Origin of the sequence: Micromonospora sp. CA-248260 (assembly GCF_050942205.1) — a bacterium.
GTDB classification, from domain to species: Bacteria; Actinomycetota; Actinomycetes; order Mycobacteriales; family Micromonosporaceae; genus Micromonospora; species Micromonospora antibiotica.
Genome location: NZ_CP192021.1, coordinates 5,292,027 through 5,305,840 on the forward strand (window position 1 = coordinate 5,292,027; position 13,814 = coordinate 5,305,840).

Here is a 13,814-nt window from a genome sequence, read left to right on the forward strand (position 1 = left end):
TGCCGGTCAGGGGCGGGTGGGGCGGACCGGGGACGGGCGGGCGCGGACGTGCAGGCGCTCACCCTGGGGGCCGAAGAGGCTGAGGATCTCCGCCGGCTCGTCGTAGGGGTTGCCGAACCAGTGCGGGGTGCGGGTGTCGAACTCGGCGACCTCACCGGCGTCGAGGGTGAGATCGTGGCTGCCGAGCAGCAGCCGGACCCGGCCGGAGAGCACGTAGAGCCACTCGTACCCCTCGTGCGCCTGCTGGGTCGGCTCCCCCACCGGCACCTGCGGTGGATAGATCATCTTGTACGCCTGGACGCCACCCGGGCGACGGGTCAACGGCACGATGGTGACGCCGTGACGGACGACGGGCCGGCGGTGGACCCGGGGGTCGCGGGTCTGCGGCGTGCCGACCAGATCGTCCAGCGGCACCCGGTGGAAGCGGGCCAGGGCGAGCAGGAGTTCCAGGGTGGGCCGCCGGCCACCGGACTCCAGCCGGGACAGCGTGCTGACCGAGATGCCGGTCGCCGCGCCGAGCTGACCCAGGGTCACGCCGCGCTGCTGCCGCAGCGCCCGCAGCCGGGGTCCGACGGCGGTGAGCACCTCGTCCGGGGGGATGTCGCTGTGGTCGTCGGTCACCGCACCAGTTTGCCATTTCGGCAACCAGATTTGGCAGTACGGTGATCCGGGCGCACGATCCGGGGCATCGGCGGGACGGACCCGCCCGTGAGGAGACAGTCATGACGTACCCGGTGGTGCACGACGTGGTGGTGGTCGGTGGCGGTGCGGCCGGGCTCAGCGGTGCGCTCGCCCTGGGCCGGTTCCGCCGCGACGTGGTGGTGGTCGACGGTGGTGCCCCGCGCAACGCCCCGGCCGACCACGTGCACAACTTCCTGACCAACGAGGGTGTCCCACCCGCCGACCTGTACGCGACGGGCCGGTCCGAGGTGGCCCGGTACGGCGTGACCGTCCTCGACGGCACCGTCACCGCCACCCACCCGATCGACCCGGCCCACCCGCACGACGCCACGGCACCGGCGGGCGACGTCGGTCCGGGGCGGTTCGCGGTGACCCTGGCCGACGGCCGTACCCTGCACACCCGCCGGTTGCTGGTCACCACCGGCCTGGTCGACGAGTTGCCCGACGTGTCGGGCCTGGCCGACCGCTGGGGCCGCGACGTGCTGCACTGCCCCTACTGCCACGGGTGGGAGGTACGCGACCAGGCCGTCGGGGTGCTCGCCACCGGCCCGATGGCCGCCCACCAGGCGCTGCTGTTCCGTCAGCTCACCGACGACGTGGTGGTCTTCACGCACACCGCCGGGCCGTTGCCCGCCGACGAGGCGGAGAAGCTGGCCGCCCGGGGCGTCACCGTGGTCGACGGGGAGGTGGCGGAGCTGGAGGTCACCGGCGACCGGCTCACCGGCGTACGGCTGCGGTCCGGCCGGGTGGTCCCCCGGGAGGCGCTGGTGGTGGCCCCCCGGTTCGGCGCGCGGGCCGCTTTCCTCGCCGGGCTCGGGTTGCCCACCGAGGAATTCGTCGTCGGTGGGCACACCTTCGGTGACCGGGTGGCCGCCGACGCCTCCGGCGCGACCGGGGTGCCCGGCGTCTGGGTGGCCGGCAACGTCACCGACCCGCAGGCCACCGTGATCGCCGCCGCCGCGGCGGGGCTGAAGGCCGCCGCCGCGCTCAACGCCGACCTGATCGCCGAGGACACCGACCGGGCGGTGGCCGCGCACCGGGCCACCGCCGCCCGCACCGGCGACGAGGACGGCGGACAGGCCAGTGAGTGACCACGGGACCGGCAACGAGGACGGCGGGCAGGGCCGCAGTACCCACGGGACCGGCAACGAGGACGGGCAGGGCGGCGGGACGCACGGAACCGTTGTCGACGCGGCCGTGGACGAGCAGACCGCCCGGCACTGGGACGAGATGTACCGGGCCCGGGGGCGGCAGTGGAGCGGCCGACCCAATCCGCACCTGGTCGACGTCGTCGGGGCGCTGCCGCCGGGCAGCGCCCTCGACCTCGGTTGCGGCGAGGGCGGCGACGCGGTGTGGCTGGCCCGGCAGGGCTGGCGGGTGACGGCGGTCGACGTCTCCACCACCGCGTTGGAGCGGTCGGCCGCCGCCGTGACGGCCGCCGGGGTGGCGTCCCTGGTCGACTTCCAGCGGCACGACCTGGCCCGGACCTTCCCGGCGGGCAGGTTCGACCTGGTCTCGGCGCAGTTCCTCCAGTCGCCGCTGGACTTCCCCCGGGCGCAGGTGCTGCGGGCGGCGGTCCGGGCGGTCGCCACGGGCGGACGGCTGCTGGTGGTCGAGCACGGCGCGGTGCCCCCGTGGGGTGCCGCCGAACATCGCCACGTGCGGTTCCCCACCCGCAGGAGACCCTGGCCGAGCTCGACCTCGACCCGGACGGATGGCACGTCGAGCGCCTCGACGCGCCGCAGCGGCAGGCCACCGGCCCCAACGGCGAGGCCGGCACCCTGATCGACCATCTGGTGCTGGTCCGCCGCCGGTGACCCGGCGAGGCCGGTGACCGGGCCGCCCTGGTGACCGGGCCGCCGTCGTCGCCCGGCTACCCGGCCCGGCACGGCCGCCCGGCCCGGCATGGCCGCCCGGCCCGGCACGGCACGGCCGCCCGGCCCGGCTGCCCGGCCCGGCTGCCCGGCCCGGCTGCCCGGCCCGACTATGCCAACGGCTTCGGTGCCGGCGGCGGGGGCTCAGCTCTCCAGGACCCGCTGCATGGCGGCCCGGGACCGCCGGGCGGTGCGCAGGTAGTCGTCGAGGAACTCCCCCGGGTCGTCCGCACCGAGCAACCGCGCCACACCGGCCAGCTCCACCCCGTGCCGGGGAAGCTGGTCGCCGGCCCGACCCCGGACCAGCATCAACGCGTTGCGGACCTGCGCGGCGAGGGTCCACCCGGCGACCATCGCGGCGGCGTCCGCCGGGTCGACCAGCCCCGCCTCCCGGGCCGCCGCGAGGGCATCGAGGGTACGCGTGCCGCGCAGCTGCGGGTACGCCCCGGCGTTGCGCAGCTGCAGCAGCTGCACCGCCCACTCGACGTCGGCCAGGCCACCCCGCCCGAGCTTGGTGTGGGTGGCCGGGTCGGCGCCCCGGGGCAGTCGTTCGTTCTCCACCCGGGCCTTGATCCGGCGGATCTCGACGACCTGCTCCCGGGTCAACCCGTCGGCCGGGTAGCGGACCGGATCGACCATCGTCTCGAACTCGGTGCCCAGGTCGGCGTCGCCGCAGACGAAGCGGGCCCGCAGCAGCGCCTGCGCCTCCCACACCCGCGACCAGCGGGCGTAGTACTGGGCGTAGGCGGCGAGGCTGCGGACCAGCGGGCCCTGCCGTCCCTCGGGGCGCAGGTCGGCGTCGACGCCGAGCGCCGGATCGGGGGCGGGGGCGGCGAGCAGCCGGCGCAGTTCCTCGGCGATCGCGTGCGCGGCGGCGCTGGCGGTGCTCTCCGCCGTCCCGGCCGGCGGGTCGTAGACGAACAGCACGTCGGCGTCGGAGAGGTAGTTCGACTCGTACCCGCCGAGGCGACCGAGGCCGATCACCGCGAACCGCAGGCCGGGTAGCTCCGGCTGGGCGGCCCGGACGGCGCGCAGCGCGGCGGACAGGGTGGCGTCGGTGACGTACGACAGGCCGGTGCCGACCCGGGTGACGTCGGCCAGCGGGCCGACCGGCACACCACGCTCGGGTCGCGGGGCCAGCCCGCCGGCCCGGCTGAGCACGTCGGCGCAGGCGATCCGGACGAGTTCCCGGCGGCGCAGCGCGCGTACCGCCCGGGTCGCCTCGACCGGGTCGGCGTGCCGGGCCGCCGCGGCGGCGAACCCGTCGCAGAGCACCTCCCGGGGTCGGGGCGTCAACTCGTTCTCCTCGGCCAGCAGCCGCAGCGCCTCCGGTTCCCGGGCCAGCAGGTCGGCCGCGTAGCGGGACGACGACAGCACCCGGGCCAGCCGCCGGGCCACCGGCCCGGAGTCGCGCAGCAGCCGTAGGTACCACGGGGTGCTGCCGAGGGAGTCGGAGACCTGCCGGTAGTTGAGCAGCCCCCGGTCCGGTTCGGGCGCGTCGGCGAACTCGCTGAGCAGCACCGGCAGCAGGGTCCGCTGAATGGCGGCGGTCCGGCTCACCCCGCCGGTGAGGGCTTCGAGGTGGCGCAGCGCCCCGGCCGGGTCGGCGAAACCGAGGATCTCCAGCCGGTGCCGGGCCGCCTCCGGGGTGAGCCGCAGGCCGTCGGCGGGCACCCGGGCCACCGACTCCAGCAACGGCCGGTAGAGCAGTTTGGCGTGCAGCCGGCGTACCTCGGTGGCGTGCGCGACCCAGTCGGCGCGGAAGCTCTCCACGGCGCTGCGGCCCGGGATGGCGGCGTAGCCGAGCGCGGCGGCCAGCCAGCGCAGCGCGGCCGGCTCGGTCGGCACGGTGTGGGTGCGCCGCAGCGCCTGGAGCTGGAGCCGGTGTTCGACCCCGCGCAGGAAGCGGTATCCGCGCAGCAGCGCCTCACCGTCGGCCCGCCCGACGTAACCGCCGGCCACCAGCGCGCGCAGCGCCGGCACGGTGCCCGGCACCCGCAGCGACTCGTCGCCCCGGCCGTGCACCAGTTGCAGCAGTTGGACGGCGAACTCGATGTCCCGCAGCCCGCCCGGACCGCGCTTGATCTCGCGGTCCAGCTCCTTCGGCGGGATGTTGTCGATGATCCGGCGGCGCATGGCGCGTACGTCGGAGACCGCTTCGGGACGCTCGGAGGCCCGCCAGACCAGCGGGGCGAGGGCGTCGACCCACTCGCCGGCCAACGCCAGGTCACCGGCGGCCGGGCGGGCCTTGAGCAGCGCCTGGAACTCCCAGGTGCGAGCCCACCGCTGGTAGTAGGCGAGGTGGCTGGCCAGGGTACGCACCAGCGGCCCCCGGTTGCCCTCGGGGCGCAGCGCGGCGTCCACCGGCCAGGCGACCAGCCCGCAGATGTGGATCAGCCGGGCGGCGACGGTGGTCGCGGCGGGCAGGTCCTCGTCGGTCGCGGCCACGAAGATCACGTCGACGTCGGAGACGTAGTTCAGCTCGTCGCCACCGCACTTGCCCATCGCCACCACGGCCAGCCGGGGCCGGGGCGTGCCCGCCGGCAGCTCACCCACCGCGATCTCGTACGCCGCCGCGAGGGTCGCGTCGGCCAGCGCGGACAGCGCCGACATCACCTGCTCCAGGCCGCGTCCGCCGGTCAGGTCGGCCGCCGAGATCCGCAGCAACGCCAGCCGGTACGCCTGCCGCAGCACCGCCACCGGCGCGGTGGCGACGGTCAACCGGCCGGCGAGGGCCAGGTCGAGTCGACCGTCGGCGGTGGGGGCCAGCCCGTCCGGGGCGGTGCCGAGCACCGTCCACTGCCCCGGGTTGGCGACCAGGTGGTCACCCAGTGCGGAGGAGGCCCCGAGGACGGCGACCAGCCGACGCCGCAGACCCGGATCGGCGGCGAGCCCGGCCAGCAGGGCCGACCCGGTGGCGTCGGCGGCGGTGCGGCGTTCGGTCTCCACCATCCGGTGCAGTTGACGCAGCGCCAGATCCGGGTCGGCGGCCCGGGAGAGCGCGGCCAGCAGGTCGGCCGCCGCGCGGTCGGTGGGCTCCTGCTCGTCGGCCTGCCACAGCCCGAGCCCGTCCGCGCCGAGCAGGTCGGCGGCGCGGACCCCGCCGTCGCCCTCGGCGAAGCCGTAGCGGGCCAGCCGTCCCCTGGTCGATCTGCTCATCTCAGTGCCCGAGCAGGGGCAGGCTGCGGCGGGTGTCGTCGTCCAGCTCGCCGAGGGCGAGGGCGGCGAACCGGACGGCGAACGGCTGCCACACCTCCTCGACGTCGGCCATCACCCGGTCGCAGGCGGCCACCACCAGGTCCTCGTCGTAACCCAGCTCGGCGAGCAGTTCGGAGCCGCGCGCCCACCCGGCGATCATCGCGGTGTCGCACTCGATGTGGAACTGCAGGCCCCAGGCCCGGTCGCCGAGCCGGAACGCCTGGTGCGGGTAGCGGGTCGAGGCGGCCAGCAGGGTGGCGGCCCGGGGCAGCTCGGTGATCTCGTCGGTGTGCCACTGGAGCACGTCCGGGATCAGCGGCACGTACCGGAACAGCAGGTCACTTTCGGCGGCGTCGCGCCGGCCGACCACGCCCGGGCCCACCTCGGGGCCGGACGGGCTGCGCTCGACCAGGCCGGCGTGCGCGGTGGCGAGCAGTTGCGCGCCGAGGCAGACGCCGAGGGTCGGCACCCGGTGCCGCACGGCCTTGCGCAGCAACCCTTCGAGCTTCGGGAACCAGGGTGCGCCGGGGGTGCCGTCGGGGGCCGGGTAGGCGTGCTGGTCACCGCCGAGCACCACCAGCGCCACGTGGCCGGCGAGGTCGTCGGGGAGTTCGTCGCCGGCGTACGGGCGCAGCAGCCGCAGCTCCAGGCCCCCCTCCACCAGCCACTCCCCCAGCCGTCGGGGGTCGTCGGTCGGGTCGTTCTCGATCACCAGTGCGGTTCCCACGCCGTCGAGGCTATCGGGTTCGTCGACGGACACCCGGAACGCCTCGGACCGCGCGGCGGGGCGACTATGCTCGGCCGCTGTGATCGCCGACGACCCGTCCGTCCTGCGCCCGCCCGTGCTGCGCGAGGGCGACACGGTGATGCTGGTCTCGCCGTCCGGGCCGACCCGGCCGGAGCGGGTGGCCCGGGGTGTCGAGTTACTGACCGGCTGGGGGCTGCGCCCGGTGGTGGCACCGAACGCGTACGCCCGACGGGGTTACCTCGCCGGTGACGACGCGCTGCGCGCCGCGGACCTGAACGCCGCCTTCGCCGACCCGCAGGTGCGCGGGGTGATCTGCACCCGGGGCGGGTACGGCGCGCAGCGGGTGGTCGACCTGATCGACATGGCCGCCGTGCGGCGGGACCCGAAGGTGGTGGCCGGGTTCTCCGACATCACCGCCCTGCAGTTCGCCCTCTGGCGGGGGGCCCGGCTGACCGGCGTGCACGGCCCCGGGGCGGCCTGGGTCGACGAGCGGACCCCGCTGCGCTCGGCGGAGTCGCTGCACGCCGCGCTGATGACCACCGCGCCGGTGACCGTGGCGGCGGTGCCCACGGAGGAGACCTACCCGGTGCGGGTCCCCGGTCGGGCGGTGGGTCGGCTGCTCGGCGGGAACCTCTGCCTGATCACCGCCACCCTGGGCACCCCGGACATGCCGGACCTGACCGGGGCGGTGCTGCTCGTCGAGGAGGTGCAGGAGCCGCCGTACAAGGTCGACCGGATGCTCACCCACCTGCGCCGCGCGGGCGTGCTGGACGGCCTGGCCGGGGTGGCGGTGGGCCAGTTCACCGACTGCGCCGACGGCTGGGACACCACCGTCGTGGACGTGCTCACCGACCGGCTGGGCGACCTCGGCGTGCCGGTCCTCGGCGGCCTGCCGATCGGCCACGGCCCCGGCCAACTCACCGTCCCGGTGGGCACCCCCGCCACCCTCGACACCGAAACCGGCACCCTCACCACCACCCCCGCCGTCCAGTAACCCCCACCCCCACGCCCCACCCCCACCCCCACCCCACCCGCTCCGGCCCCGACCGTTCCGGTGATCAAGAGGTTCGCGTCACCGGAAAGCCCGTTCCTGACCGAAACCTCTTGATCACCGGGGCGGTGGGCGGGATTTTCAGCTGGGGGACAGGGTCGGGAAGGGGGATTCCCAGGTTCGGTGGTCACTGTCGGTGACGTCAACGCATCACCACCGACGTACTGGAGGACCGATGTCCCGCATGATGTCGAAGAAGCGCCTGCTGGTCGGTTTCGCCGCCGCTGGTGTGCTCGGGGTGGGGATCGCCGCTCCCACGGTCGCCTTCGCCGAGAACGGGGCCACCCCGACGCCGAGCGCCAGCAGCGAGGCCGCTCAGGGCACCGACCGGCAGCAGCAGCGCGCCGACCGGCAGAACGAGTTCGTCGAGGCGCTCGCCAAGGAGTTGGGCGTGGACACCGACAAAGTGACCGCCGCCCTGGAAAAGGTGCGCGAGCAGCACAAGGACCGCGCCACGGGTGACCGGCCGGAGCGTCCGTCGCCGCAGGACCGGCAGGAGAAGCTGGCCGAGCGGCTGGCCCAGGCGGTCAAGGACGGCAAGCTCACCCAGGACCAGGCCGACGCGATCACCAAGGCCGTCGAGGCCGGGGTCTTCCCGGGGCCGGGTGGCCCCGGTCACCACCGCGGCCCGGCGGGTACGCCCGGCGAGTGACCCACCTCCGGCCCGCCCGACCCGGCGGGCCGACAATCGACCCGCCAGGGCCGACGTTGCGGTGTCCGACGCACTGGGACACCGCAACGTCGGCCCTGGCGTAAAGCGCTGCCACCCGAGGAAGCGCAACACCGACCCGCTGGCGTCAGGCGCTGCCACCCGAGGAGAAGAGACCGAGGTGGGTGCCCACCGGGTCGCGCACCAGGGCGAGGGTCAGGCCGCTCGGCGTGGTCCGGGGCGGGGTCAGCACCGTGCCGCCCGCCGCCTCGGCCCGCCCGCAGGTCTGCGCCACGTCGGCCACCTCGGCGTAGAGGATCGCGTAGCCGGGCGCGTCCTCGGCGAGAGCCCGGATGCCGCCGCCGATGCCGGTCGGCTCCCCCGCCGTGGTCGTCCGGTAGGAACCGCCCTCGGCCGTGCCCTCCTCGGTGAAGGTCCAGCCGAACAACTCCGCATAGAAGCTCTGCGCCTCGTCCGGCCGGTCGGTGCCGATCTCGAACCAGGTGACGGGTGTACTGGTCACGCGTTGCCTCCTGTTCCCCGCCGACCGGGCGGCCGGCGGGCTCGGCAGTCAGCCTCCCGGGTGTCCGCGACACCGTCCTGTCGGTGTTTACCGCCCGGTCCACACGGCCCGCACGCCGACCCGTCCGGACAGCCCGCACGCCAACCGGCCTGCACGGCCCGCACGCCGACCCGTCCGGACAGCCCGCGCCGACCGGACTGTGCGGCCGGCCCACGCCGAGTCAGACCAGGGTCAGCCGGCGCACCCGCTCGGCCGGGACGTCCAGGTCGGCCGGGGAGAACTCCCGGGTCACCCGCTGCGACAACGCCTCGACCCCGACGATCCGGTCGGTACGGAAGCAGCGCAGCCCGTCGCGGAGCCGGCACCAGGCGAGCAGGTACCAGTGCCGGTCGTTGCCCAGGTAACCCAGCGGCTCGACCTCGCGCGACGAGGGCACCCCGCAGCGGTCGGCGTACCGCAGGCGGAGCATCCGACGGGCGGAGACCGCGTCGGCGACGACGGCCGGGACGGACGTGCCCGGCCCGGTGCCGACCAGCAGCACCCGGCCGGCGAGCAGGCGCGCGGCATCGGCGTCGGCGGCCGGCAGCACCGCGAGCAGCTTGCGCAGTGCGGTGCTGCCGGCCACGGCGAACGGGGTGCCGGCGAGCCGGTGCAGGGCCACCGCCATCGCCACCGCCTCGGTGGCGGTCAGGTTGACCGGCGGCAGGGTGTGCGACCGGTCGACCACGTAACCGCCGGTGCGGCCGGGCTCGGCCCAGATCGGCACGCCGGAACCCTGGAGGGCGACGATGTCGCGTTCGACGGTGCGGGTGCTGACCTCGAAACGGTTGGCCAGCCAACGGGCGCTGCGCGGCCGGGGCGACACCGCCCGCAGCTCCTCCACCAGGGCGTAGAGACGATCCGTCCGGTTCACCCCCGCACGCTACGACGGGGGTACGACGCACCGCCCCTGTCCGCCCCGGCGGGGAGGGCGGACGGGGGTCGGCTCGGACGGTACGGGCGGCAGGGCCCCCGGTTCAGGCGATGCAGGCGCAGACGATCAGAGCCGCACCGAAGTGGGTGGCGGCGCTGACCCGGGCCGCCGGGTGCGGCTGGTCCGAGCAGATGACCTCACCGAGCTTGCCCGGGGTGAGCAGGTCCAGCACGCCGAAGGCGAGCGCCATGACAGCCAGCCCGATCAGCCCGAAGAGCACCGTGGAGGCGAGCCCTTTGGCGAAGTCGTCGTAGCTGGTCACGATCGCGGTGAAGACGATGCCGGCGACACCCAGCTGATTGGCGGCCAGCAGCAGCCCGGCGTTGCCGTTGCGCTGCACCCAGATCAGCTCGCGCAGCTTGCCCGGGGTGAGCACGTCGACCAGCACGAAGCCGGCCGCCATCAGCGCCACCCCGACGATCCCGAACACGACGCTCTGCCATGCTCCGGTGAGCAGATCATCCAGCACCGACGGCCTCCCGACCTCCTGCGCCCGGCGCGGGTGCCGGCACGGTGATCGAGACGATAGCGGCACCGCGCCACCCCCGACACCCCCCGGACCGTCGAACGCCCGGACCGTCGGCAGACCCGGCACCGCCGAACGCCCGGGCCGTCAGCCGACCCGGCACCGCCGAACGCCCGGACCGTCAGCCGGCCCGGCACCGCCGAACGCCCTGGGCCCCGGCGGACCCGGGACGTCGAGGACCCGGGGCCGCGCGGGCCCCGGGTCCTCGACGTCAACGGGTCACAACGACAGGTAGCGCTGCCGCTCGTACGGGGTGACCTCGCGGCGGTACTGCTCCCACTCGGCCCGCTTGTTGCGCAGGAAGAAGTCGAAGACGTGCTCCCCGAGCACCTCGGCGACCAACTCGGAGCCGGCCATCACGTCGATCGCCTCGGACAGGTTCTCCGGCAGTGCCTCGTAGCCCATCGCGCGGCGCTCGGCGCTGGTCAGCGACCAGACGTCGTCCTCCGCGCCGGGTGGCAGCTCGTAGCCCTCCTCGATGCCCTTCAGGCCGGCGCCGAGCATCACCGCGAACGCCAGGTAGGGGTTGGTCGCCGAGTCCAGCGACCGGACCTCCACTCGGGCCGAGTTCGGCTTGCCGTACGCGGGCACGCGGACCAGCGCGGACCGGTTCAGGTGCCCCCAGCAGACGTACGCCGGGCTCTCGGTGATCCGGTCCGGCAAGGCCTGCGGGAACAGCCGCTTGTACGAGTTGACCCACTGGTTGGTGACGGCGGTGTACTCCCGGGCGTGCATCAGCAGGCCGGCGATGAACGACTTCGCCACCTTCGACAGTTTCATCGGGTCACCGGAGTCGTGGAACGCGTTGCGCTCCCCCTCGAACAGCGACAGGTGGGTGTGCATGCCGCTGCCCGGCTGGTCGGTGAACGGCTTCGGCATGAAGCTGGCCTGTACGCCGGTGGACAGCGCCACCTCCTTGACCACGTGCCGGAAGGTCATGATGTTGTCGGCGGTGGTCAGCGCGTCGGCGTAGCGCAGATCGATCTCCTGCTGGCCGGGGGCGACCTCGTGGTGGCTGAACTCCACCGAGATGCCGATCCGCTCCAGCGCGAGCACGGCCTGGCGGCGGAAGTCCCGCGCGACGGCGTGCGTAGTGTGCTCGAAGTAGCCGCCGGTGTCCACGGCGGTGGGCACCGAGCCGTCCTGCGGGCCGTTCTCCAGCAGGAAGAACTCGATCTCCGGGTGGGTGTAGAAGGTGAAGCCCTTCTCGGCCGCCTTGGACAGCATCCGGCGCAGCACGTGCCGTGGGTCGGCCCAGGACGGGCCGCCGTCGGGCAGCAGGATGTCGCAGAACATCCGGGCGCTCTCACCGCTCACCCCGCCCTCGAAGGGGAACACCTGGAAGGTGGTCGGATCCGGCATAGCGACCATGTCGGACTCGAAGACCCGGGCGAAGCCCTCGATGGCCGAGCCGTCGAACCCGATGCCCTCCTCGAAGGCTGCCTCCAGCTCCGCCGGGGCGACTGAGACGCTCTTGAGCGTCCCCAGCACGTCGGTGAACCACAGCCGGACGAACCGGATGTCCCGCTCTTCCAGCGTACGGAGGACGAACTCCTGCTGACGGTCCACTTCCCCAACCCCTCGCGACGTACGTCCGGCACCGGTCGGCCGGTCCGTCCTGACCGCCCAGTCTTCACCGGCCTGGTTAAGCAGACGTTACGCGACCTGCCGCCGCTCGTCCTGCGGTGTCCCGACGGCCGGATCGACGGGCGGCCCCGCCACCAGCGGCGGGCCGGCCGGGCGCGGCGAGAGGGTGGCCGTCGTCTCGTCGCAGCCGCCGGGTCGACCGCCTGCGGCTGGGGCAAGATGAGGTCATGCCCACCCTGCGTCTGGCCCTGTGCCAGGTCAACCCGACCGTCGGCGACACCGTCGGCAACGCCGAGCTGATCCGCGCCTGGACCCGTCGGGCCGCCGACGCCGGCGCCCAGCTCGTCGCCTTCCCGGAGATGACACTCACCGGCTACCCCGTCGAGGATCTGGTCTTCCGCCGTTCCTTCGTCGCCGCCTCACAGGCCGCGGTGCGGCAGCTCGCCGCCGATCTGGCCGCCGACGGCCTCGGCGACCTGCCGGTCGTGGTCGGCTACCTGGACGCCGACGGTCCACCCCAGGTCAGCGGGGACGCCCAGCCGGGCCGGGGGGCCCGCAACGCCGCCGCGCTGCTGCACCGGGGTGAGGTGGTCGCGACCTACTTCAAGCACCACCTGCCCAACTACGGCGTCTTCGACGAGGACCGCTACTTCGTGCCCGGCGACACCCTGACCGTGGTCCGGGTGGGCGGGGTGGACGTGGCGTTGACCATCTGCGAGGACCTGTGGCAGGCCGGGGGCCCGTTCGCGGTGGCCCGGCAGGCCGGCGTCGGCCTGGTGGTCAACATCAACGGCTCGCCGTACGAGTTGAACAAGGACGACGTCCGGCTGCCGCTGGTGCGTCGCCGGGCCGCCGAGGCCGGGGCCCCGATCGCGTACGTCAACATGGTCGGTGGTCAGGACGAACTGGTCTTCGAGGGCGACTCGATGATCGTGGACGCCGACGGGGAACTGCTCACCCGCGCGCCGCAGTTCGTCGAGCACCTGCTCGTGCACGACGTGGAGCTGGCCGGGGCGGGACCGCACGCCGCCGACACCGAGGACCTCGCCGACGGGATGCGGGTGCTGCGTCGTACCGTCGAGGTGGTGCCGGCGGCCCCGACCGGGCCGGCGGCCGACGGCGGCCTGCTGGCGCCGGTGGCCGACGAGGCCGAGGTGTGGCAGGCGCTGGTGCTGGGCCTGCGGGACTACGTCAACAAGAACCGCTTCCCCTCGGTGGTGCTGGGCCTGTCCGGCGGGATCGACTCGGCGGTGGTGGCCGCGCTGGCCGTCGACGCGCTCGGCCCACGGCGGGTGGTCGGCGTGTCACTGCCCAGCCAGCACTCCTCGGAGCACTCCCGGACCGACGCGGAGGACCTGGCCAAGCGCACCGGCCTGGACTACCGCGTCGAGCCGATCCAGCCGATGGTGGACACCTTCCTGGCGAACATCTCGCTGTCCGGGGTGGCGGTGGAGAACCTCCAGGCCCGGGTGCGCGGGGTGATCCTGATGGCACTGTCGAACCAGGAGGGCCACCTGGTCCTCACCACCGGCAACAAGAGTGAGCTGGCGGTCGGCTACTCGACCCTCTACGGCGACTCGGTCGGCGGGTTCAACCCGGTCAAGGACGTCTGGAAGACGCTGATCTGGCGGCTGGCGAAGTGGCGCAACGCCGACGCGGCCCGCCGGGGCGAGACCCCGCCGATCCCGGAGAACTCCATCGGCAAGCCCCCGTCGGCCGAGCTGAGCCCCGGCCAGCTCGACAGTGACAGCCTGCCCGACTACGACGTGCTGGACCCGATCCTGATCGGTTACGTCGACGGTGACCTGGGCCGGGCCGGCCTGGTCGAGTCCGGCCACGACCCGGCGGTGGTCGACCGGGTGCTGCGGCTGGTGGACACCGCCGAGTACAAGCGTCGGCAGTCCGCCCCGGGCACGAAGATCTCGATGAAGGCGTTCGGCCGCGACCGTCGGCTGCCGATCACCAACCGCTGGCGCGAGGACGGCTGAGCATCCGGGCCGGCCG

11 protein-coding genes and 1 pseudogene are annotated in these 13,814 nt (G+C 74.4%); 5 read left to right on the forward strand and 7 right to left on the reverse strand.

Translation table 11 applies throughout. The annotated features are described in order from the left end of the window. Positions 1-6: 6 nt before the first annotated feature. Complete coding sequence (locus tag ACQP2H_RS22625) at positions 7-621, reverse strand: helix-turn-helix domain-containing protein (RefSeq protein ID WP_308290865.1); 615 nt, start codon at positions 619-621, stop codon at positions 7-9. Between the two features lie 101 nt (positions 622-722). On the opposite strand from ACQP2H_RS22625, the gene ACQP2H_RS22630 reads away from it, so the two are divergent. Next, complete coding sequence (locus tag ACQP2H_RS22630; protein WP_433228778.1) at positions 723-1,772, forward strand: NAD(P)/FAD-dependent oxidoreductase; 1,050 nt, start codon at positions 723-725, stop codon at positions 1,770-1,772. Positions 1,773-1,911: 139 nt separating this feature from the next. Further along, positions 1,912-2,498, forward strand: a pseudogene (locus ACQP2H_RS22635) (class I SAM-dependent methyltransferase). Positions 2,499-2,699: 201 nt separating this feature from the next. Here the strand turns inward: ACQP2H_RS22635 and ACQP2H_RS22640 are convergent. Together ACQP2H_RS22640 and ACQP2H_RS22645 are read right to left on the reverse strand one after the other, a co-directional pair. Then, the gene (locus ACQP2H_RS22640; protein WP_219464070.1) at positions 2,700-5,714 is read right to left on the reverse strand and encodes a bifunctional [glutamine synthetase] adenylyltransferase/[glutamine synthetase]-adenylyl-L-tyrosine phosphorylase; all 3,015 of its coding nucleotides are present in this window, start codon (positions 5,712-5,714) and stop codon (positions 2,700-2,702) included. Between the two features lies 1 nt (position 5,715). Beyond that, positions 5,716-6,480, reverse strand: coding sequence for a type 1 glutamine amidotransferase (locus tag ACQP2H_RS22645; protein WP_219464071.1), 765 nt, complete (start codon positions 6,478-6,480; stop codon positions 5,716-5,718). A 139-nt stretch (positions 6,481-6,619) separates the two neighbouring features. On the opposite strand from ACQP2H_RS22645, the gene ACQP2H_RS22650 reads away from it, so the two are divergent. Further along, a complete protein-coding gene (locus ACQP2H_RS22650) occupies positions 6,620-7,495 on the forward strand; it encodes a S66 peptidase family protein (protein ID WP_244252891.1) in 876 nt (291 codons plus the stop codon). A 232-nt stretch (positions 7,496-7,727) separates the two neighbouring features. Continuing rightward, the gene (locus ACQP2H_RS22655) at positions 7,728-8,204 is read left to right on the forward strand and encodes a hypothetical protein (RefSeq protein ID WP_219464075.1); all 477 of its coding nucleotides are present in this window, start codon (positions 7,728-7,730) and stop codon (positions 8,202-8,204) included. 145 nt (positions 8,205-8,349) lie between these two features. On the opposite strand, the gene ACQP2H_RS22660 is transcribed toward ACQP2H_RS22655, so the two are convergent. From ACQP2H_RS22660 to glnA, 4 genes are all read right to left on the reverse strand, one after another. After that, on the reverse strand, positions 8,350-8,724 hold the full coding sequence (locus tag ACQP2H_RS22660) for a VOC family protein (RefSeq protein ID WP_208568771.1): 375 nt from the start codon (positions 8,722-8,724) through the stop codon (positions 8,350-8,352). Positions 8,725-8,944: 220 nt separating this feature from the next. After that, complete coding sequence (locus tag ACQP2H_RS22665; protein ID WP_219464076.1) at positions 8,945-9,637, reverse strand: helix-turn-helix transcriptional regulator; 693 nt, start codon at positions 9,635-9,637, stop codon at positions 8,945-8,947. A 103-nt stretch (positions 9,638-9,740) separates the two neighbouring features. Further along, complete coding sequence (locus tag ACQP2H_RS22670) at positions 9,741-10,166, reverse strand: DUF350 domain-containing protein (RefSeq protein ID WP_219464077.1); 426 nt, start codon at positions 10,164-10,166, stop codon at positions 9,741-9,743. Between the two features lie 276 nt (positions 10,167-10,442). Further along, on the reverse strand, positions 10,443-11,792 hold the full coding sequence (gene glnA, locus ACQP2H_RS22675; protein WP_208568774.1) for a type I glutamate--ammonia ligase: 1,350 nt from the start codon (positions 11,790-11,792) through the stop codon (positions 10,443-10,445). A 245-nt stretch (positions 11,793-12,037) separates the two neighbouring features. Between glnA and ACQP2H_RS22680 the strand changes: the two genes are divergently transcribed. Next, positions 12,038-13,798, forward strand: coding sequence for an NAD+ synthase (locus tag ACQP2H_RS22680; protein ID WP_357535435.1), 1,761 nt, complete (start codon positions 12,038-12,040; stop codon positions 13,796-13,798). The last annotated feature ends 16 nt before the right edge of the window (positions 13,799-13,814 follow it).

What these genes read in the sequence shown, in the direction of transcription:
- ACQP2H_RS22640 (WP_219464070.1), bottom strand. Translation starts at nt 5,714, where the DNA reads ATGAGCAGATCGACCAGGGGACGGCTGGCCCGCTACGGCTTCGCCGAG.
- ACQP2H_RS22650 (WP_244252891.1), top strand. Translation starts at nt 6,620, where the DNA reads ATGCTGGTCTCGCCGTCCGGGCCGACCCGGCCGGAGCGGGTGGCCCGG.
- ACQP2H_RS22680 (WP_357535435.1), top strand. Translation starts at nt 12,038, where the DNA reads ATGCCCACCCTGCGTCTGGCCCTGTGCCAGGTCAACCCGACCGTCGGC.
- ACQP2H_RS22630 (WP_433228778.1), top strand. Translation starts at nt 723, where the DNA reads ATGACGTACCCGGTGGTGCACGACGTGGTGGTGGTCGGTGGCGGTGCG.
- ACQP2H_RS22655 (WP_219464075.1), top strand. Translation starts at nt 7,728, where the DNA reads ATGTCCCGCATGATGTCGAAGAAGCGCCTGCTGGTCGGTTTCGCCGCC.